The organism is uncultured Nitratireductor sp. (assembly GCF_913053745.1).
Classification (GTDB): domain Bacteria; phylum Pseudomonadota; class Alphaproteobacteria; order Rhizobiales; family Rhizobiaceae; genus Nitratireductor.
Genome location: NZ_CAJXGF010000081.1, coordinates 1 through 20,992, shown reverse-complemented (window position 1 = coordinate 20,992; position 20,992 = coordinate 1). Strand labels below are relative to the sequence as shown.

18 protein-coding genes are annotated in these 20,992 nt (G+C 63.0%); 14 read left to right on the top strand and 4 right to left on the bottom strand.

Annotated features, from left to right (window positions below):
* The 3 genes from QZ638_RS13975 to coaA form a co-directional block, all read left to right on the top strand.
* The coding region (locus QZ638_RS13975; RefSeq protein ID WP_295811547.1) for a HisA/HisF-related TIM barrel protein at positions 1-376 on the top strand (376 nt) is incomplete at its 5' end.
* A gap of 15 nt (positions 377-391) precedes the next feature.
* Positions 392-715 (top strand): phosphoribosyl-ATP diphosphatase, encoded by a 324-nt coding sequence (locus QZ638_RS13970; RefSeq protein ID WP_295811546.1) that lies wholly within the window; start codon positions 392-394, stop codon positions 713-715.
* 14 nt (positions 716-729) lie between these two features.
* The gene (coaA, locus tag QZ638_RS13965; RefSeq protein WP_295811544.1) at positions 730-1,734 is read left to right on the top strand and encodes a type I pantothenate kinase; all 1,005 of its coding nucleotides are present in this window, start codon (positions 730-732) and stop codon (positions 1,732-1,734) included.
* On the opposite strand, the gene QZ638_RS13960 is transcribed toward coaA, so the two are convergent.
* From QZ638_RS13960 to QZ638_RS13945, 4 genes are all read right to left on the bottom strand, one after another.
* Complete coding sequence (locus tag QZ638_RS13960) at positions 1,721-2,335, bottom strand: alpha-ketoglutarate-dependent dioxygenase AlkB (RefSeq protein WP_295811542.1); 615 nt, start codon at positions 2,333-2,335, stop codon at positions 1,721-1,723. The two genes, coaA and QZ638_RS13960, sit on opposite strands and share 14 nt — an antisense overlap.
* A 116-nt stretch (positions 2,336-2,451) precedes the next feature.
* Positions 2,452-2,907, bottom strand: coding sequence for a peptidoglycan-binding protein LysM (gene lysM, locus QZ638_RS13955; RefSeq protein WP_295811540.1), 456 nt, complete (start codon positions 2,905-2,907; stop codon positions 2,452-2,454).
* A 119-nt stretch (positions 2,908-3,026) separates the two neighbouring features.
* Positions 3,027-3,461, bottom strand: a complete 435-nt coding sequence (gene arfB / locus QZ638_RS13950; RefSeq protein ID WP_295811537.1) for an alternative ribosome rescue aminoacyl-tRNA hydrolase ArfB — start codon at positions 3,459-3,461, stop codon at positions 3,027-3,029.
* An 87-nt stretch (positions 3,462-3,548) separates the two neighbouring features.
* Positions 3,549-5,159, bottom strand: coding sequence for a phosphoenolpyruvate carboxykinase (locus tag QZ638_RS13945; protein WP_295811535.1), 1,611 nt, complete (start codon positions 5,157-5,159; stop codon positions 3,549-3,551).
* Positions 5,160-5,458: 299 nt separating this feature from the next.
* On the opposite strand from QZ638_RS13945, the gene QZ638_RS13940 reads away from it, so the two are divergent.
* The 11 genes from QZ638_RS13940 to addA all read left to right on the top strand — a co-directional run.
* The gene (locus tag QZ638_RS13940) at positions 5,459-6,160 is read left to right on the top strand and encodes a response regulator transcription factor (RefSeq protein ID WP_295811532.1); all 702 of its coding nucleotides are present in this window, start codon (positions 5,459-5,461) and stop codon (positions 6,158-6,160) included.
* A 53-nt stretch (positions 6,161-6,213) separates the two neighbouring features.
* Positions 6,214-7,986, top strand: coding sequence for a sensor histidine kinase (locus QZ638_RS13935; protein ID WP_295811531.1), 1,773 nt, complete (start codon positions 6,214-6,216; stop codon positions 7,984-7,986).
* 5 nt (positions 7,987-7,991) lie between these two features.
* Positions 7,992-8,450 carry an HPr kinase/phosphorylase gene (locus QZ638_RS13930; protein ID WP_295811528.1) on the top strand — a complete coding sequence of 153 codons (459 nt, stop codon included), beginning with the start codon at positions 7,992-7,994 and terminating at the stop codon, positions 8,448-8,450.
* A gap of 258 nt (positions 8,451-8,708) precedes the next feature.
* Positions 8,709-9,110 (top strand): PTS sugar transporter subunit IIA, encoded by a 402-nt coding sequence (locus QZ638_RS13925; protein ID WP_295811526.1) that lies wholly within the window; start codon positions 8,709-8,711, stop codon positions 9,108-9,110.
* Between the two features lie 20 nt (positions 9,111-9,130).
* Complete coding sequence (locus QZ638_RS13920; RefSeq protein ID WP_295811553.1) at positions 9,131-9,427, top strand: HPr family phosphocarrier protein; 297 nt, start codon at positions 9,131-9,133, stop codon at positions 9,425-9,427.
* A 145-nt stretch (positions 9,428-9,572) separates the two neighbouring features.
* Positions 9,573-10,973 carry an adenosylhomocysteinase gene (gene ahcY / locus QZ638_RS13915; RefSeq protein WP_295811520.1) on the top strand — a complete coding sequence of 467 codons (1,401 nt, stop codon included), beginning with the start codon at positions 9,573-9,575 and terminating at the stop codon, positions 10,971-10,973.
* 317 nt (positions 10,974-11,290) lie between these two features.
* On the top strand, positions 11,291-13,699 hold the full coding sequence (locus QZ638_RS13910) for a PAS domain-containing sensor histidine kinase (RefSeq protein ID WP_295811550.1): 2,409 nt from the start codon (positions 11,291-11,293) through the stop codon (positions 13,697-13,699).
* A gap of 9 nt (positions 13,700-13,708) precedes the next feature.
* Positions 13,709-15,217 (top strand): tRNA (adenosine(37)-N6)-threonylcarbamoyltransferase complex ATPase subunit type 1 TsaE, encoded by a 1,509-nt coding sequence (tsaE, locus tag QZ638_RS13905; protein WP_295811517.1) that lies wholly within the window; start codon positions 13,709-13,711, stop codon positions 15,215-15,217.
* Positions 15,214-15,951 carry a nucleotidyltransferase family protein gene (locus QZ638_RS13900; protein WP_295811513.1) on the top strand — a complete coding sequence of 246 codons (738 nt, stop codon included), beginning with the start codon at positions 15,214-15,216 and terminating at the stop codon, positions 15,949-15,951. The genes tsaE and QZ638_RS13900 overlap by 4 nt, the downstream gene beginning before the upstream one ends.
* Positions 15,941-19,066: a double-strand break repair protein AddB gene (addB, locus tag QZ638_RS13895; RefSeq protein ID WP_295811510.1), complete on the top strand. Its 3,126-nt coding sequence runs from the start codon at positions 15,941-15,943 to the stop codon at positions 19,064-19,066. The genes QZ638_RS13900 and addB overlap by 11 nt, the downstream gene beginning before the upstream one ends.
* The coding region (gene addA / locus QZ638_RS13890) for a double-strand break repair helicase AddA (RefSeq protein WP_295811508.1) at positions 19,063-20,992 on the top strand (1,930 nt) is incomplete at its 3' end. The genes addB and addA, both read left to right, overlap by 4 nt.

Sequence of the window (20,992 nt, the reverse complement as noted above, 5' to 3'; positions counted from 1 at the left end):
CGCGAAATCGGTTGGCCCCGACAAGTTCGAGATCTTCACCCACGGCGGACGCAAGCCGACCGGCATCGACGCGGTGGAATGGTCCCAGCGCATGTGTGCGCTGGGCGCCGGCGAGATCCTGCTGACCTCCATGGACCGCGACGGCACCAAGGAAGGCTACAACCTGCCGCTGACCCGCGCGGTCTCCGACGCGGTGCCGGTGCCGGTGATCGCTTCGGGCGGCGTCGGCACGCTGGAGCACCTGGCCGAGGGCGTCATCGAAGGCCATGCCTCCGCCGTGCTCGCCGCCTCGATCTTCCACTTCGGCACCTATACGATCGGCGAGGCCAAGGATCATATGGCCGCCGCCGGCATCGCCGTGCGCCGCGACGCCTGACACCGGGGAACCGACATGACCGATTTCACTCTTGCCGACCTCGAAAAGATCGTCGCCGCGCGGGCTGCATCCGGCGACGCAAATTCCTGGACGGCGAAGCTTGTCTCCAGGGGCATCGACAAGGCGTCCAAGAAACTTGGCGAGGAAGCGGTCGAAACCGTGATCGCATCGCTCGGCGAAGATCGCGATGCGCTTGTCGGGGAAACCGCCGACCTGCTATACCATCTCCTGGTCGTCCTCCACATGCGCGGCGTGGCGCTGGAGGACGTGATGGCAGAACTGCACAGTCGCACGGCGCAGACTGGCCTGCAGGAAAAGGCTGCCCGCGGCGCGGAGTAGGCACAGGCGTTTTCATGGACCAGCCCGTCAAGCGTAAGGGCCCGTCGGCGCATTCCGATCCCCTCGATCAGCTCTCCGGCAGCGAGTTGTCGCCCTATCGGCGGTTTTCGGCCGCCAAGTGGGCGGAGTTTCGCGCCGACACGCCCCTGACGCTGACCGAGGACGAGGTCTTGCGGCTGCGTTCTCTCGACGATCCCATCGATCTCGACGAGGTCCGCCGCATCTACCTGTCGATGTCGCGCCTGCTTTACGCCCATGTCGAGGCGTCTCAGAGCCTGTTCGAGCAGCGCAAGAACTTCCTCAATGTCGATGGGGCGATCAAGACGCCCTTCATCATCGGCATCGCCGGTTCGGTCGCCGTGGGCAAGTCGACCACGGCGCGTGTTCTGCAGGAACTGCTCACCCGTTGGCCGTCGAGCCCTAAGGTCGATCTGGTCACGACCGACGGATTTCTCTATCCGAACGAGGTGTTGCGACGCGAGAACCTGATGGAGCGCAAGGGTTTTCCGGAAAGCTACGACGTCGGTTCGGTGTTGCGGTTTCTCTCGGCGATCAAGGCCGGTCTGCCGAATGTGCAGGCGCCGCTCTATTCGCATCTGACCTATGACGTCCTGTCGGGCGAGTTTCGCACCATCGACCGCCCGGACATCCTGATTTTCGAGGGCATCAATGTCCTGCAGACCCGCGATCTGCCGCAGGACGGAACGGCGGTTCCGGTGGTGTCGGACTTTTTCGATTTTTCGATCTATATCGATGCCCCGGAAGAGCTGATCCATCAATGGTACGTGGACCGCTTCATGCGGCTGCGCGAAACGGCGTTCCAGAATCCCGAATCCTTCTTCCACCGCTATGCGGCGCTCAAACCCAATGCCGCGCTCGCCATCGCCGAACAGCTTTGGGAAAACATCAATCTGAAGAATCTGCGCGAAAACATTCTGCCGACACGGCCGCGCGCCGATCTCATCCTGCGCAAGGGCGCAAACCATCTGACCGAGGAAGTCGCGCTCAGGAAGCTGTGACGCGACGGAGCGTGAGATTGATGCGCCCCGGCGCATTGAGCAGCGTCGAGGTGCCCGGATAGATGCGGTCGACGCCGTGAAAGGCCAGCCGCCCTGCCCCGCCCAGCACCACCACATCGCCGGACCGCAGTTTCACCGAAACGGTCTTGTCGCCGCGTTTCGTGCCGCCGACCCGAAAGAGGCACGTGTCGCCAAGCGAAACGGAAACCACAGGAGCTTCGAAGGCCTCCTCGTCGCGGTCCTGGTGCAGCCCCATTTTCGCTGCCTCGGCATAGTGATTGACCAGGCAGGCCTCGGGCGGTGCTGGAAAATCCGCCACTTCTTCCCAAAGGGCGAGGAGCCGATCGGGAATCGGCGGCCAGGCCTTTCCGGTGACAGGATGCGTGGCCTGATAGCGGTAGCCGCGTTCCTTGTCGGTGACCCAGCCGAGCGCGCCGCAATTGGTCATGCGCACGCTCATCTCCTTTCCGCTCCGCGGCATGGCCGGCACGAAAAGCGGCGCTTCGCGCACGATGGCGCGAATATCGTCCACAAGCGCTTCCTGCGCCGCGCGGTCGAGGCAATCCGGAAGATGGCGGACACCTTCGGTCAGGGTTGGCACGTCGGTCTCCCTGGGGTGAATGCGAGGCCAATGCTCATAAGATCGCACCCTAATCGGCACGAACGAAAACGGCGACCCGAAAGCCGCCGTCTCTTGTCAGATCGTGACAGATGCGATCACGCCTCGGCGAGATCGGGAATGCGCAGGACCTGGCCGGGGTAGATCTTGTCCGGATCGTCGAGCATCGGTTTGTTGGCCTCGAAGATCACGGTGTACTTCGCGCCCTTGCCCTTGCCGTAATTGGCTTCGGCGATCTTCCAGAGATTGTCGCCCTTCTGGACCGTGTAGAACACCGGCTCCTTGGCGTCGGTGGCGGCTACTTTCAGCTCGCCCGCTTCCACTTTGGAGATGCCGAGCGTGTTGCCCACGGCCACAACGGCCTTTTCGAAGGCCGACTGATCGGCGACCTCACCCTTGAGAACGACCTTGTCACCCTCAACGACCACATCGACCTTGTCGGTGCCGAGCTTGTGGGAATCGAGTTCTTTCTTCAGTTCGTTCGCTGCCGGCGGATCCTCGTCCACCACGCCGAGCTTCTTGCCGACGGATTTGACGAAATCGAAAATGCCCATGGATACGTCTCCAGTTAGAATTGCCCGATATTTGACGTGCAAAGGTCGAAGATTTCAACCGCAAAAGGCGCGCGGATACAAGTTACTGTAGCGCGACGGCCGCGTTCACGTTCCCCAAGTCAATCGAAGCTGACCTTTCCGCGCATCTTCTTGACGGAGGAGCGCCCGGCCTTGGCTTTCAGCCGGCGTTCGATGGCCGACCGGGAAGGCTTGGTTTTCTTGCGCGGTTTTGGCGGGGGCTCGGCGGCGCGGGCGAGCAGTTCGGTCAGCCGGTCGCGGGCGTCGGTGCGATTCATTTCCTGGGTACGAAAACGCCCGGCCTCGATGACGATTTCGCCGTCCTTGGTGGCGCGGCTGCCCGCGAGCGCAAGGGCTCGCTCGCGCACACGCTCGGGAAGGCCGCGCGCCGCCCTCGCATTGAAGCGCAGTTGCACCGCCGTCGCCACCTTGTTGACGTTCTGGCCACCGGGGCCGGAGGAACGGATAAACTGTTCCTGCAATTCGTCCGCGAAGACGGTGACGCCGTTTCTGATGTTGAGGTCGCCCTCGGTCATCGCTTTTGTCCGTTCATATGAAAAGGCCCGGTCGTTGAGACCGGGCCCGAACATGCGCATTCAGCCTTGGCGATGCAAGCGCCGGCGTTACTCGGCGGCTTCCGCCATTTGCGGTGCGGCTTCGCGAACGGAGGCGTCGACATGGGTTTCGAATTTTTCGAAATTGTCGATGAACATGCCGACGAGACGGCGCGCCTGCATGTCGTAGGCGGCTTTGTCGGCCCAGGTCGAGCGCGGGTCGAGCACGCTGGATGCGATGCCCGGCACGTCCACCGGCACGGCAAAGCCGAAATGCGGGTCGGTACGGAATTCCGCATCGTTCAGCTTGCCGCTCAGCGCCGCATTCAGCAGTCCGCGTGTGATCTTGATCGGCATGCGGTTGCCGATGCCATAGGCGCCGCCGGTCCAGCCGGTGTTCACCAGCCAGCAGTCGACACCGTGACGGGCGATCAGATCGCGCAGCAGATTTCCGTACTCGGATGGGTGACGCGGCATGAACGGCGCACCGAAGCAGGTGGAGAATGTGGCTTCCGGCTCGGTCACACCCTTTTCCGTGCCGGCCACCTTGGCGGTGTAGCCCGACAGGAAGTGGTACATGGCCTGTGCCGGGGTCAGCTTGGCGATCGGGGGCAGCACGCCGAAGGCGTCCGCTGTCAGCATGATGATGTTGTTCGGATGGCCGCTGCGGCCGGTCTCGCTCGCATTGGGGATGAAATGCAGCGGATAGGCGCAACGCGTGTTCTCGGTCAGGCTGCCGTCGTCGAAATCCGGGCGGCGCTCGGCATCCAGCACGACGTTCTCAAGGACCGTGCCGAAACGGCGCGTGGTGGCGAAGATTTCCGGCTCGGCATCCTCCGACAGGCGGATCGTCTTAGCGTAGCAGCCGCCTTCGAAGTTGAAGAGACCGGTCTCGCCCCAGCCATGCTCGTCATCGCCGATCAGCGTGCGCGACGGATCGGCCGAAAGCGTGGTCTTGCCGGTACCCGACAGGCCGAAGAAGACGGCTGCGTCGCCGTTCGGGCCGAGATTGGCGGAGCAATGCATCGGCATCACGCCCGTCCCCGGCAGGATGTAGTTCAGCGCGGTGAACACCGACTTCTTCATTTCGCCGGCATAGGAGGTGCCGCCGATCAGGACGATCTTGCGGGTCAGGTCAACGGCAATGACGGTTTCGCTGCGGCAGCCGTGGCGCTCGGGGTCGGCGCGGAACGACGGCAGGTCGATAATGGTCATCTCCGGCACGAAACCGACGAGTGCCTCGAGTTCGGGCCGCAGGAGCAGGTTGCGGATGAACAGCGAATGCCAGGCATATTCCGTGATGACGCGTACGGGCAGGCTGTTTTCGGGATCGGCCCCACCGACCAGATCCTGCACGAACAGGTCGCGGTCGGACGCCTGGTTCAGGAAATCGGTATAGAGCGCTTCGAAATGCTCCGGTGCCATGGGTTTGTTGTTGTCCCACCACACGGCATCCTCGGTGTCGGCGGTGCGCACGACGAATTTGTCTCTGGCGGAACGGCCGGTGTGTTGTCCGGTCTCGGCAACCAGGGCGCCATCGGCGGTTAGCCTGGCTTCGCCGCGCCGGATCGCCTCTTCGTAGAGCGCGGCGGGCTGAAAATTGTAATGGACGGTGCCCGTCGTTTTCAGACCATTGCTCTCGATCCCGCAAGCCGGGTTGCGCATGCCGGTTTCGTTCATCGTAACCACCAAAATCCCTTGAGATGCCTGTCCGCGCAGGCGATCCAAGCTGAAAACACAAATAATCGAGGGATTTCAAACCATTAATCGATTTAAAGTTTTTAAAATCGTTTAAATCGTTTAAAACAGCCCGGATTCCGGGTCATTTGCACAGCCGTGCGGTGTTCGCTGATGTCATGAGACTGCGTTGGTGTGACACAGGCTTCTTTATGTGCCACATTTTGTACCCAATTTGTCCTGCATCTGCGCAGCCGATCGATGCAGATAGGGACGACATGCCCATGAGGGAGCCGCTTGATATGGCAACAATCGCGCTTGTCGATGACGACCGCAACATTCTCACCTCCGTTTCCATAGCGCTGGAGTCGGAAGGATATCGGGTCGAAACCTACACCGACGGCGTTTCGGCGCTCGAGGGACTGGGTGCGCGCCCGCCGAATCTGGCCATCCTCGACATCAAGATGCCGCGCATGGACGGTATGGAACTGTTGCGCCGGCTGCGCCAGAAAAGCGACGTGCCGGTGATTTTCCTCACCTCCAAGGACGACGAAATCGACGAGCTTTTCGGCCTCAAGATGGGAGCCGACGATTTCGTCCGCAAGCCGTTCTCGCAACGACTTCTTGTTGAGCGTGTCCGCGCCGTCCTGCGCCGCGCCAGCACGCGCGAAATCGCGGTCAAGGCGCCCGGCAAGCAGTCGCAATCGCTCGAACGCGGCCAGCTCGTGATGGACCAGGAACGCCACACCTGCACCTGGAAAGGGCAGCCGGTGACCCTGACCGTGACGGAATTCCTCATTCTCCATTCGCTGGCGCAGCGGCCGGGTGTGGTGAAGAGCCGCGATGCGTTGATGGATTCGGCCTATGACGAGCAGGTCTATGTGGACGACCGCACCATCGACAGCCACATCAAGCGGTTGCGCAAGAAGTTCAAGGCGGTTGACGGCGAGTTCGACATGATCGAAACGCTCTATGGTGTGGGTTACCGCTTCCGCGAGATCTAGGTCCGGGTCGGGCGCGGCGGTTGCGGGGCGTGCGTCCGAGCAAGACAGTGGCGATGAGTGCAGAAACGAAAAAGACGGAGCAGCGGTCCGCGAAGACCGCGCGACCGGCAGGACAGGCCTTTCTCGGTCGGCTTGCGGTTCCGCTGCGCCGACTCTTCGGACACTATGTCTTTTCCAGTCTGACCCGGCGCATTCTGTTTCTCAACCTTGCCGGTCTGGGCGTTCTCGTGGTGGGCGTTCTCTACCTCAATGAGTTCCGTGAGGAGTTGATCAGCGCCCGTGTGGAAAGCCTGATGACGCAGGGCGAAATCATCGCCGGCGCCATTGCCAGTTCCGCCGAAGTGGAAACCGATTCGATCCTCGTCGACCCCGACAAGCTGCTCGAATTGCAAGCCGGGCAGAGCTTGCCGCCGCGCGGCGATCAACTGGAAAGTCTCGATTTCCCGATCAATCCGGAGCGCGTGGCCCCGCTCCTGCGACGACTCATACCGCAAACCCGTACCCGCGCCCGCATCTACGACCCCGATGCGAATCTGTTGCTCGATTCGCAATATCTCGGTCAGGTGCTGCGCTATGAGCTGCCATCGCTGGACGAACAGGAAGACGGCCTTTTCGAGAAGGGCTGGCACTGGCTGCGCGATTTCTTTCGTCGCAGGGATCTGCCCGTCTACAAGGAACAGCCGGGTGGAAGCGGGGTTGCGTATCCCGAGGTTATGAAAGCGCTGACGGGCACCACCAATTATGTGGTGCGCATCAGTGAACAGGGCGAGCAGATCGTCTCGGTGGCGGTGCCGGTACAGCGCTTCCGCGCCGTTCTCGGCGTGCTCCTGCTTTCGACGCAGGGTGGAGACATCGACAAGATCGTTGCCGCCGAGCGCAAGGCGATCCTGCGCGTGTTTGCCGTGGCCGCGCTGGTGACGGCAAGTCTTTCGCTGCTTCTCGCATCAACCATAGCCAATCCTCTGCGCCGGCTTTCGGCGGCTGCGGTTCGTGTGCGCCGTGGTGCGCGTTCGCGCGAGGAAATCCCCGACTTCTCGCACCGGCAGGATGAGATCGGCAATCTTTCCGCTGCGTTGCGCGACATGACCAAGGCGCTCTATGCACGCATCGATGCCATCGAAAGCTTTGCCGCCGACGTATCCCATGAATTGAAGAATCCCTTGACCTCTCTGGGAAGCGCGGTCGAGACCCTGCCGCTGGCCAAGGACGAGCGTTCGCGCGAGCGTCTCCTGGAAATCATCCAGCACGATGTGCGCCGTCTCGACCGGCTGATCACGGACATTTCCGATGCTTCGCGCCTTGATGCCGAGTTGTCGCGCGAGGATGCCGGGCGCGTGGAACTGAAGCAATTCGTCGCCGATCTGGTGAGTGCGACCCGTGAAGCCGGAGTGGCGAAGAAACCTGCTGAGATCACCTTTGCGGCGGAAGATCGCGAAGGCGCGGAGACGAGTTACTTCATTCAGGGGCACGATTTGCGGCTGGGTCAGGTGATCACCAATCTGATCGAGAATGCGCGTTCATTCGTGCCGGAAAAGAACGGGCGGATCGATGTGCGCCTGTCGCGCGCCGGAAAGCGCATCGTCTTGACCGTGGAGGACAATGGGCCGGGTATCCGCGTGGAGAACATCGACCGCATCTTCGAGCGGTTCTACACAGATCGCCCGGCGGGCGAGGCGTTCGGTCAGAATTCGGGCCTCGGTCTTTCCATCAGCCGGCAGATCGTCGAGGCTCATGGGGGAACGCTCACGGCGGAAAACGCCGCCGGGGCGAAACCGGGCGATATCAAGGGCGCGCGCTTCATCGTCGCGCTGCCCGCCGAGGGCTGATTGCCATGCACAACCGCCATGCCACCGCCATCGTCGTTGCCGGAAAAGGCATTCTCCTCGAGGGCGCGTCGGGTTGTGGCAAGACGATGTTGGCTTTCGAGGCCCTGGCCTTTTTCAGGGCCGCCGGTGTGTTCGCTTCATTCGTTTCGGACGATCAGGTTTTTCTTTCGGCCCGCAATGGCCGATTGATCGTACGCACGCCCGAGCCGATCGCCGGATTGGCGGAAGCACGCGGATTGGGGCCGGCCAGGCTCGAACATGTACCGGCCGCGGTGATCGACCTCGCCGTTCGCCTGGTCGATGAAGGAAAAGCCCCTCGCTTTTCCGAAGGAACGCAGATCATCCACGAAGGCATAGCGATCCCGTGCGTGGAATTGCCGCAACGGCAGGCACGCAGGGCGGTGCACGCCATCGCGGCGACCCTTCAATTGCCGCCTTTTGGGCGGGTCCGCGCCGCCGTTTGAACTTTATTTAGGCGAATCGCTACAGTTTTGGGCTTGTCAACGGCCCGTGCGTTGACAAGATAGCGCTCTTGCCGTGAGGCAGGCAAAGGCTGGGTTGCGAACGGTTTCCTTCCGAAAAGGGGTCGACCGCCGCACGCCGAGGCCTAAATGAGAATAACCGGATGTGTGGGTTCTCCCACAAAGCCAGTGATGGAGTAAACGCGTGACAGCCCCGAGCGCAGCCTCGAATGCAAAACCGAGCACTCGGATGATGTGCCGATGATCGGGCTCGTCTTGGTGACGCACGGCCAGTTGGCCGAGGAGTTCCGCCATGCCGTGGAGCATGTGGTGGGCCATCAGGAAAATCTCGAAACCGTATCCATCGGGGCCGAGGACGATATGGAGCAACGTCGCCGGGATATCGTCGATGCGGTGGCACAGGCGGATACCGGTGCCGGTGTGATTATCCTCACCGATATGTTTGGCGGAACCCCCTCGAACCTCGCCATTTCGGTGATGGATGCGGGGCGTGTCGAGGTTATTGCCGGCATGAACCTGCCCATGCTGATCAAACTTTCCTCCGCGCGGGCCAATGACGACATGGCCCAGGCGCTCGAAGAGGCCCAGGCCGCCGGCCGCAAATACATCAATGTGGCAAGCCAGGTGCTGAGCGGAAAATGAGCGACGTGCAGGTTAACGATATGTCCGCCGGAACGTCCGCCTCAGACTGGCTCAAACGCGAGTTCACCATCGTCAACCAGCGCGGGTTGCATGCCCGTGCCTCGGCCAAGTTCGTGCAGACGGTGGAAAACCACGATGCCGAAGTCGAGGTGGCGAAAGACGGGATTACGGTCGGCGGCACGTCTATCATGGGTCTCATGATGCTGGCGGCAAGCCCCGGATGCAGCATTCATGTCAGTGCCAGCGGCCGCGAGGCCGAAGCGCTTCTTGATGCGCTCGAGGCGTTGGTTGCCTCCCGCTTCGGCGAGGAATGTTGAGCGGCGGTCCGTCGCCACACATGCACGAATAAAGATTTCTTTATATCCATTGTGAGCGCCGGCGCGATCTGGTAGTCAAATGCCAGCATTCGCGCCCGGCTTGCCGCTTGTGGCGCCATATTCGTGACAATCGGAGAATACGCCAATGAGCGCTGACAAGGATTATGTGGTCGCCGACATCTCCCTGGCCGACTGGGGTCGTAAGGAAATCGAGATCGCCGAAACGGAAATGCCGGGCCTGATGGCCTGCCGCGAAGAATTCGGCAAGCAGAAGCCGCTCAAGGGCGCGCGCATCTCCGGTTCCCTGCACATGACGATCCAGACCGCCGTTCTGATCGAAACGTTGAAGGCGCTGGGTGCCGATGTGCGCTGGGCATCGTGCAACATCTTCTCCACGCAGGATCACGCAGCCGCAGCGATTGCCGAGAGCGGCACGCCGGTCTTCGCCGTCAAGGGCGAGACGCTCGAAGAGTACTGGACCTATACGGATCAGATCTTCCAGTGGACCGATGGCGAACCCTCCAACATGATCCTCGACGATGGCGGCGACGCCACCATGTACATCCTCATCGGTGCCCGCGCCGAGGCTGGCGAGGACGTTCTGTCCAATCCGGGCAGCGAGGAAGAGGAAGTTCTGTTCGCGCAGATCAAGAAGCGCATGGCCGAGACGCCGGGCTTCTTCACGCGTCAGAAGGAAGCCATCAAGGGCGTGACCGAGGAGACCACCACCGGTGTGAACCGTCTCTATCAGCTCCAGAAGAAGGGCCTCCTCCCCTTCCCGGCAATCAACGTCAACGATTCCGTGACCAAGTCGAAATTCGACAATAAGTATGGCTGCAAGGAATCGCTGGTCGACGGCATCCGCCGTGCCACCGACGTGATGATGGCCGGCAAGGTAGCCGTCGTCTGTGGCTACGGTGATGTCGGCAAGGGTTCGGCACAGTCGCTGGCCGGCGCCGGCGCGCGCGTTAAAGTGACGGAAGTCGATCCGATCTGCGCGCTGCAGGCCGCCATGGACGGTTTCGAGGTCGTGACGCTGGACGAGGCTGCGCCGAATGCCGACATTGTCATCACCACGACCGGCAATAAGGACGTCATCACCCTCGATCACATGCGCAAGATGAAGGACATGGCGATCGTCGGCAATATCGGCCATTTCGACAATGAGATTCAGGTTGCCGCTCTGCGCAATCTCAAATGGACGAACATCAAGCCGCAGGTGGACATGATCACCTTCCCGGACGACAAGCGGATGATCCTGCTTTCGGAAGGCCGCCTGCTCAACCTCGGCAATGCCACCGGGCATCCGAGCTTCGTTATGTCCGCTTCCTTCACCAATCAGGTGCTGGCGCAGATCGAGCTCTTCGTGCGTGGCGACGAATACCGCAATGAAGTCTATGTGCTGCCCAAGCACCTCGATGAAAAAGTGGCGCGGCTGCATCTCGACAAACTGGGTGCTTCGCTGACCACGCTGTCCGACGAACAGGCCTCTTATATCGGCGTGACGCCGCAGGGCCCGTTCAAGCCGGAACACTACCGGTATTAAGAGAAATTAACCAAGACACAAGATATTGATGCCGAGCCATTGACTTTTGGCTCGGCATTATTTTTGTCGCGCGTCCTTCTTCACGGCGATTCGCTCACGCGGTACAGTGCTGTGATTCGCGAGGCGGCTGACCTTCCGGGCTGTGGGCCTGGCGAAAGGAAGGGGCGGTCTTGCCAGATCATGCGGCGGAGAAGGAACAAGACATGCCGGGGCTGGACCCGCTAAGCGGCGGATCTATGGGCCCTAAGGGCCGACAGCGCAAAACGGGCATCACACGGGGATCGATGCGGTTTCTGGCGCTGACGACAAGCGTGGCCATGCCGTGCGCGGCGGCCGCGCAAACCACTGCGCAACTCGCTCCCGGACTTTCCGTCGACACGCTTGAGGTCATTCAGCTTGCCGTTTTCGTCGGCATTATGGGGGCGGCTTTTCTCTCGGCCATCTGGCTGATCCGCCAGCGGGCGCGGATCGCCGCCGAGAACCTGGAACTGCGTGCGCGGGTCGCTGAACTCAGCGGTGCGCTCGGCCGCTCCGACGCGCTTCTCAATCTCAAGGACCAACGCGCCGTCGTTTGGGGAGGAAGCGCCGAAAAGCCGGCGATCGTGGGTGATCTTCCACCCGGTTGCGGCGCACCCGACGAACGCTCGGCGTTTCTCGCATTCGGGCGCTGGATGATGCCGCGCTCGGCATCGGCGCTGGACCGGGCCCTTGCCACCTTGCGCGAGGAGAACGAGAATTTCGATCTGACGATCGAAACCCGTTCGGGCACCCTGCTCGAGGCGCAGGGAAGGAAGTCGGCTCAGCATGCGGTGCTGCGATTTGTTTCACTCTCGGGCCTGCGCGAGGAACATGCGCGCCTCAAGCTCGAACAGCAGAACCTTCTGTCGGAACGGACGACCGTCATGGGCCTGCTCGATGCGCTCGATATGCCGTTCTGGTTGCGCAACAAGGCCGGTCAGTTAGCTTGGGTAAACCGCGCGTACACCGGCGCGGTGGATGCACACGGCGCAGACGCGGTGCTGCGCGAGCAGCTCGAATTTCTGCCCATGGCCGCCCGTGAGGAGATCACCAGCCGTCATCGCGAGGCCAACGAAGTCTTCCGGCAGTCGCTTTCGGCCGTGGTTCACGGCGAAAGGCGGGTTTTCTCGATCACGGATCATGCGGGCGCGCACGGTTCAGCCGGCATTGCCAGCGATGTCAGCGAGGTGGAGACCATTCGCCGGGAGTTTGAGAGCACGGTTCAGAGCCATTCCGACACGCTCGACCAGCTTACCACCGCGGTCGCCATTTTCGACGAGAACCAGAAGCTGCGTTTCTTCAACCAGTCATTCCAGAAACTGTGGGATCTCGACACGCCATTCCTGGAAAGCATGCCCGACAACGCTTTGCTGCTCGACCGGTTGCGCAGCGAGGGCACCCTTGCCGAACAACCCGAATGGCGCCGTTGGAAGGAAGGTCTCCTTTCCGCCTATCGCAGCATGAAGCCGCAGGAACATTGGTGGCATCTGCCCGATGGGCGCACGATCCGCGTCATCGCCAACCCGCAGCCCAAGGGCGGGGTGACGTGGGTGTTCGAGAACCTGACGGAAAAGTTCGACCTGGAAAGCCGCTACAATGCGGCCATGCGCGTCCAGGGCGAAACGCTCGACAATCTGACCGAGGGCGTCGCCGTGTTCGGTCCGGATGGGCGCCTGCGTCTCGCCAATCCTGCGTTCCAGCGCATCTGGAACCTGCCGGATGTTCTGATCACGCCCAATGCCCATATCGCAGATATCCGTGCGGTGTGCGATCCCTTGTCCAAGGCCAGCCCGTGGCCCGGTTTCGTGGCATCCGTCACCGGTTTCGACGACGAGCGCCGCAGTCAGCACGGACAGGTCGAACTCACCAACGGATCGGTTTTGAGCCACGCCACCATTCCGCTGCCCAACGGCCAGGTGATGATCACTTTCGTGGACATGACCGACAGCGTGAATGTGGAACGGGCACTGAAGGAAAAGAACGACGCACTGCAGAAGGCCGATAAGCTCAAGAACGATTTCGTTCAGCACGTCTCCTACGAGTTGCGCTCGCCGCTGACCAACATCATCGGCTTCACCGAACTCCTGAACCTGCCGGAGACGGGGTCGCTGAACCGGAGACAGCGCGAGTATGTGGACCATATCGGTTCGTCGTCCTCGGTGCTTCTCACCGTGGTGAACGACATTCTCGATCTGGCGACCGTCGATGCCGGTATCATGGAACTGGAAATCGGCGAAGTGCGGGTCGGCGACATGGTGAAGGCCGCGGCCGGGCTCATATCCGAGCGGCTGCGCGAGCACCAGATCAACCTCGATCTACAGATCGGCCATGCGGCTCTGGTCTTCCATGCGGACGAGAACCGGGTGCGGCAGGTGATGTTCAATCTGCTCTCCAACGCGGCCAATTACGCCCCGGAGCAAAGCACGATCCGCCTGACAGCACGGCAATATGACGACGCGGTCGACTTCAGTGTGCATGACGACGGTCCGGGCATGGCACCCGACGTGTTGGAGACGATCTTCCGGCGTTTCGAACCGCATGTGAATGGCGGTCGCCGTCGCGGTGCGGGCCTCGGCCTCTCCATCGTCAAGAGTTTCGTCGAGCTGCATGGCGGCTCCGTTCACATCGACACGGGCGAAGGGCGTGGTACCACGGTGACCTGCCGTTTCCCCTCCGCGCCGACGCAGGCGCGGGTCGCCGCAGAGTAGCCAAACCGCATGACAGCACGCGTTCTGGAACGCTTCCTGCCGAATGAAGACGCAACGACGCTGTTCGGCGAAGACATTGCCGTGGCGCTGCGCCCAGGCGATGTGCTTGCCCTGAAGGGCGATCTGGGAGCGGGCAAGACGACGCTTGCCCGCTCTATCGTCCGGGCGCTTGCCGGAGACCCGGACATGGACGTTCCAAGCCCCACCTTCACGCTGGTGCAGAGCTACGATGCGCGCATTCCCGTACATCATTTCGATCTCTACCGGCTGGGCGATCCGGAGGAGCTTGAGGAACTCGGCCTGTCCGAAGCGGCGGAAGGCGGTGTCGCTCTCGTGGAGTGGCCGGAGCGCGCTGGCGTTGCACTGCAGGATGCGATCCGGCTCGAACTGCATGACGAGGGCGAAGGCCGATTGGCGGTGATCGGCGGGCCGGAAGACGCCATGCTGCGGTTGGAGCGCAGCTTCGTTATTCGCGATTTTCTGAACAGGGCCGGCGAGCTGCGGGCCCATCGCGCGTTTCTCCTGGGCGACGCCTCGCTTCGTGCCTATGAGACGGTGACGACGCGGCTTGGCGCACGTCGCATCCTCATGAACGCGCCGGAGCGGCGCGACGAGCCGCTCCTCGCCTGCGGGCGGCCCTATAGCCGGGTCGCACATCTTGCGCAGTCGGTTGCCGCATCGGTAGCGATGGCGAATGCGATCCGCGCGCGAGGTTTTTCCGCCTATGAAGTGTATGCGCAGGACCTCGAAACCGGACTGCTGCTCACCGAGCATCTGGGCGAGACGCCCTTTCTGTCGGCGGAAGGCGAGCCGGTGGCCGAGCGCTACGTGGAGGCGGCACGCCTTCTTGCCGCGCTTCATCGCGATGAATGGCCGATGCAAATGCCCGTCGATGCGCATCTCGTTCACGAATTGCCGCCATACGATCGTGAGGCGCTGGGCGTCGAGGTGAGCCTGCTTACCGATTGGTACATGCCGTTCATGGCGGGTCGCCCCGCCAGCGAAGACGAGCGCAGGGGCTATGCCGAGCGTTGGGACCGGCTGTTCGCGCGTCTTGAACAGGTCGAGCAGAACCTGGTGTTGCGCGATTTTCATTCGCCCAATCTGATCTGGCGCGCCGAGCGCGAAGGTTTCGAGCGGCTCGGACTGATCGATCTGCAGGATGCCGTGCGTGGCCCGGCAGCCTATGATGTGGCCTCGCTCGCCCTCGATGCGCGTGTGACGATGCCTGAAGCGCTGGAGCAGGCTGTGGTGGAAGCCTATTGCGCCGCACGCGCCGAACAGGGACGGTTCGACCGCGAGGCATTCGACGAGGCCTATGCGATCTGTGCGACGCAGCGCAACTCCAAGCTGCTCGGTACTTTCGTCCGGCTGGAACAACGCGACCATAAACCTTTTTACATTAAGCATTTGCCGCGCATCCGCGCTTATCTGCGCCGCGCCATGCGCCACCCGGCGCTGGATGAGCTGCGCCACTTCTACGAAGAAGCGGGCTTTCTGGGCGGAGACAAGGAATGAGCGCGGTGATGCCCGATAAAGCCATGGTGCTGGCTGCCGGGCTCGGCAAACGCATGCGGCCCATAACAGACACGCTGCCGAAGCCGTTGGTCGAGGTCGCAGGCCGTTCGCTGATCGACCGCGCACTGGATGTGCTGGAGCGCGCTCAAGTCGGTACGGCCGTCGTCAACGTTCATTATCTTGCAGACCAGATGGAGGCACATCTGGCTGGCCGCACCACGCCACGGATCGTTATTTCCGACGAGCGCGACCGGCTGATGGATTCGGCCGGCGGCATCATACGCGCGCTGCCGCATCTGGGCGAGGCACCGTTCTTCATTCTCAACGCCGACACGTTCTGGCTCGACGGGACGACCTCCAATCTCGAACGGCTGGCCCTTGCCTGGGACGACGCGACCATGGATATTCTCCTCATGGTTGCGGATACCGAACAGGCGACGGGCCATTCCGGCTCGACCGATTACAGGATGGAAGCGGATGGGCGTCTTACGCGTGACCGGGGTGTGGCGGGCGGCGTCATCTATGCCGGCGCAATCGTACTTGATCCGCGTATCTTCGCAGGCGCGGATGCAGAACCGAAATCGCTCAACGCCTATTTCGATGCCGCGGAGGCCGAAGGCCGGCTGTTCGGCATGAAGATGGACGGGGCATGGGTCACCGTCGGCACCCCCGACGCGATCGCGCCCGCCGAGGCGGTGGTGGCGGCGCACGGTGAGAAAAGCGATGCCGGCTAAAGAAGGGCCGCGCGTCTACTCGATACCGCCCGGCGTCGATTTTCTGAGGACGCTTGCCGAAACGCTGCTCGACGGGCGGCTCGTTCCCGGTTTCCGCCATGATGGCGATCCGCTGGCGCTGGCCGATGTCACCATCTATCTGCCGACCCGCCGTGCCGCCCGCGCGCTGCGCGATGTGCTGCTTGAAAAGCTGAGCGGACAATCGGCGATCCTGCCCGTCATCCGCCCCCTCGGCGAGTTCGATGAGGAAGCGGCACTCTTCGACACTGAAGGAGCCTCGGCACTCGATCTGGCACCGCCTGTCCAAGCTCTCGATCGTATCCTGCTTCTGGCGCCGCTCGTGCAGGCGTGGAAGTCGCGTTTGCCTGGCCATGTGGCCGCGCTCTTCGAGGAGGGCGTGGTGGTGCCGGCCTCCGCTTCCGATTCCATCTGGCTGGCGCGGGATCTGGCCGCGCTGATGGACGAGATCGAAACCGAGGAAGCGGACTGGACGAACCTTGCGAGCCTCGCGCCCGACGCGTTGGCGCACTGGTGGCAGGTGACGCTCGAGTTTTTGCAAATCGTCACGGCGCACTGGCCGAGCCTGCTTGACGCGCTGGACCGCTCAAACCCTGCCGCGCACCGCAACGCCATGCTGGCGGCCGAGGCGGCGCGTCTTAAGGTGCGTGCGCAAAAAGGCCCGGTTGTTGCGGCCGGTTCCACCGGCTCCATTCCAGCCACGGCGCGGCTTCTTGCGACGATTGCCGATCTGGAAAACGGCGCCGTGGTGTTGCCCGGTCTCGATACACGGCTCGATGCGCGCGCATGGGAGGCGGTCGGCGATGCGGCCGAACCATCCGCTTTCGGTCATCCGCAGACGGGGCTGAAGACACTGCTCGCGGCCATGGGTATCTCGCGCGCGGATGTGGTCGAACTCGGCGCTCCCGCTCCAGCGCTTGCTTTGCGGCGCAATCTGATCAGCGAAACGCTGCGCCCGGCCGAAACCACCGATGCTTGGCTCGAAAACCGGGGATTTGCGGAAAATGCGACGGACGGCGGCGCACTTGCCGGCGTAACGCTGGTTGAGACCGCCAATGAGCGCGAGGAAGCGCTGTCGATTGCCGTCGCGTTGCGCCTGGCGTTGACCGGGGAGAAAACGACGGCCGCGCTGGTAACGCCGGATCGCGGGCTGGCGCGGCGGGTGGCGGTGGAGTTGCGGCGTTTCGGAATCGAGGCGGACGATTCCGGCGGCACGCCGCTTGCCGACAGCCCCCCGGCAACGCTGGCGCGACTTGTGCTGGAGACGATCTTCCGTCCGGGCGAACCCGTTGCCATGGTGGCGTTGCTCAAGCACCCGCTCGTGCGGCTGGGACTCAAACGTGCAACCGTAAGACGCTCGGCCGAAACCATAGAGTTGGTGGCGCTGCGCGGCGGCACGGGTCGTCCCGACATCGCGACACTCGACGCGCTGTTCGAGACACGCTGGGCGGCGATTGAACGTGACACGCGCAAGCCGTTCTGGTTCGCGCGTGTCAACGATGCCGCGCTCGCAGAGGCTCGTGCCGTGTTGGAGGCGTTGTGCGCAGCTCTCGCGCCACTTGCCAATTTGCGTGGCGCGCGGGGTGTGGGCGTGTCCGAGATGGCGCGCTGCACGGTGGAGGTATTGGAGGCCTTCGGTCGCTCCGAGGATGGCAGCCTCACCAACTACTATGACGGCGAGCGCGGTCAGGCCATGGCCGCCTTCCTGCGCGGCCTGGTCGGTTCGGAAACGGCACTGCCCTTCGATGCCGGCGAATGGCCGGCGGTCTTCGCCGCGCTGATCGCCACCGAAGTGGTTAAGCCTTCAATGGGCGCCGACAAAAGGGTGTCGATCTGGGGCACGCTGGAGGCGCGGCTTCTCAACGTCGACACGTTGGTTCTGGGGGGCATGAACGAGGGCACCTGGCCCGCCATCCCCTCCTCCGACCGGTTCATGTCTCGGCTCATGAAGGCCGAGCTTTCGCTGGAGCCGCCGGAGCGCCGCATCGGCCAGGCGGCGCATGATTTCATGATGGCGATGGGCACGCAAAATGTGGTGCTGACCCGCGCGGCACGTGCCGGCGACGCACCTGCCGTCGCGTCGCGCTGGCTTCAGCGCATCACGGCATTTGCCGGCAAAGAAGCGACCGAGACGATGCGGGTGCGCGGCCGCGCGTTGATCGGCTGGGCGCGCCTTCTGGATGAAAGACCGGATGAGGATTTCGCGCCCCGACCGGAGCCCGCGCCTCCCGTCGATGCCCGTCCGACACGCTTCTCGATCACCGAGATCGAGACGCTGCGGCGCGATCCCTATGCGGTCTATGCCAGGCGCATTCTGGAACTGGTCGCGCTCGACCCGCTGATCCGCGATCCCGGCGCTGCCGAGCGCGGCAATCTCTTCCACGACATTCTGGAGCATTTCGTAAAGGACGTGGACGATCCGGGCCTGCCGGATGCTCCCGACCGGCTGCTTGCCATCGGGCGGCGGCTTTTTGCCGAAGCGGGTTTGCCGCAGGATGTCGCGGCCGTCTGGTGGCCGCGTTTCGAGCGCACGGCAGAGGCCGTGATCGAGTGGGAGCGGGGGCGCGCGAAAGGCATCGCCAGACGCCATGCCGAAATTCGCGCCTCGGCCATCGAAGTGGCGAGGCTCGGTCTCACCCTTTCAGGCCGCGCCGACCGCATAGATATTCGCGGCGATGGCAGCGCCGAGATTCTCGATTACAAGACGGGCGCGACGCCCTCGCGCCGTCAGGCGCACACGCTCCTGTCGCCGCAGCTTGCGCTGGAGGCGGCACTTCTCCAACGCGGCGCGTTTGCCGACGTGGGTCCCGCCGAACCTGCCGAACTCGCTTATGTGCGGCTCAAGGCGAATGGCGAGGTTTTTCCCGAATCCATCCTCAAGATGAAGGATAGTGACAAGACCGCGCCTGGCATGGCCGAGGAAGCGTGGGAGCGGTTGGCGCAGCTTCTCGCGCATTACCACAAGGCCGAGACCGGCTATCGTTCGCGCGTCCTGCCGTTCCGCGAGGGCGATGTGGATGGCGATTACGACCATCTGGCGCGCGTGCTGGAATGGTCGGCCGGCGGCGATGCGGGCGAAGGCGGAGAGGGCGAATGAAGAAACTCCCCTTCATCCCCGAAGACACGATCAGGGCGCAGGCCCTTGCCGCCGATCCGGCAAACTCCGCCTGGGTGTCGGCCAATGCCGGATCGGGCAAGACCCATGTGCTCGCCCAGCGCGTGATCCGTCTTCTGCTTCAGGGCGCCGATCCGTCGAAGATTCTCTGCCTGACCTACACCCGTGCCGCCGCCGCCAACATGGCCAACCGCGTGTTCCGCGATCTCGCGGACTGGAGCCTCCTGCCCGACGACGCGCTGTCCGGGGTTATCGCGGAAATGGAGGGCAAGGCGCCAGGCCGTGAAAAGCTCGCGCGGGCGCGGCGGCTTTTCGCCCGCGCGCTGGAAACGCCGGGCGGCCTGAAAATCCAGACCATCCACGCCTTCTGCGAGGCGATCCTGCACCAGTTCCCGCTGGAAGCGAACATCGCCGGTCATTTCGAGCTTCTGGATTCGCAGATGGAGGAGGCGCTGTTGGCCGAGGCACGGCGCGATCTCCTGTCGGGTGCCGCCGGCGGAGATGGCGTTCTGGCCGATGCCTTCGCTGAAGTGCTGGAGCGCGGTGGCGAAAGCGGCTTGCAGGATCTCCTGTCGGAAATCGTTTCCCGCCGCGACGGGCTGCGCGCCTTCATCGACGAGATCGGCAACGATCCGGAGCCTTACAGCGCACTGTTCGAGGAGTTCGATTTCGCGCCCGGCGACAGTGCCGAAACGATTGCCGCCTCCATCTGGCCGCTTCCCGGTTTCGATGCCGGCGCGTTTCGCGCGCTTGTGGCCGAGGCGGAAGCCGTGGACGCGAAAACGGTTTTGAAAAGCATCGTGCCCGACGCCACGCTCGCCTTCGAGGAGCGCGACCCGCTGCGCCGGCTGGAGCATCTGCGAAAGGGGTTTCTCAAGGCCGATGGCGGCATCTATGGCGAGAGCACGTTCAAGAAGGCGCTGCGCACCGCCCTGCCCGACATCGTGGAACGTTATGGCGAAGCGGCGGAAGCGATCCGCAGTGCGGTCGACCGCGTGGCCCTGTTCCGCATGCTGGAAGCCACGCGTTCGGCACTGGTCATCGCCGATGGCATGATCGCCCGCTACGAGCGGCTGAAGCGCGCGCGCGGCTTTCTCGATTTCAACGATCTCATCATGCGCACGATCCGGCTTCTGGCCCGCGCCGATGCCGGGCCATGGGTGCAGTACAAGCTCGACAAGGGCATCGACCATGTGCTGATCGACGAGGCGCAGGACACGAGCCCCGAGCAATGGCAGATCGTGCGGTTGCTCGCCGAAGACTTCTTCGCCGGCGAAAGTGCACGCGAGGGTCTCCTGCGCACCATCTTCGCGGTGGGCGACGAGAAACAGTCGATCTACTCGTTTCAGGGTGCGGAGCCGGCTGCCTTCGGCGAAAGCGGGCGCGCGTTCGAGAAGAAGGTGCGCGAGGTCGAGCGCCGTTTCGAGCGCTTGCGCCTGCGTTATTCGTTCCGCTCCACCGAGGATGTTCTGAAAGCGGCCGATCTGGTGTTTTCGAAGGCGGATGTGGCGCAGGGGCTGACCCACGATCCAGAGCCCATCGAGCATCTGGCGGTTCGCGCGGGCCAGCCCGGCTATGTGGAGGTCTGGTCGCCCATCGCGCCGGAGGTGGTGGAAGAGCCCGACGACTGGACCGAAGCCGTCGACCATGCTTCGGCCCCGGCCGTGCGGCTCGCCGAGACGATTGCCCAGACCGTCGAGGACTGGATCCGAAACGGCGAGACCATCGAAGGCACGGGCAAACGTCTGACGGCGGGTGACGTGCTGGTTTTGGTGCGCAAGCGCGATCGTTTCGTGCATGCCCTCTCGCGCAGCCTGAAAAACCGCCACATCGATGTGGCCGGTGCCGACCGTCTGCGCCTTACCTCGCATATCGCCGTGCAGGACTTGATCGCGCTTGGCCGTTTCC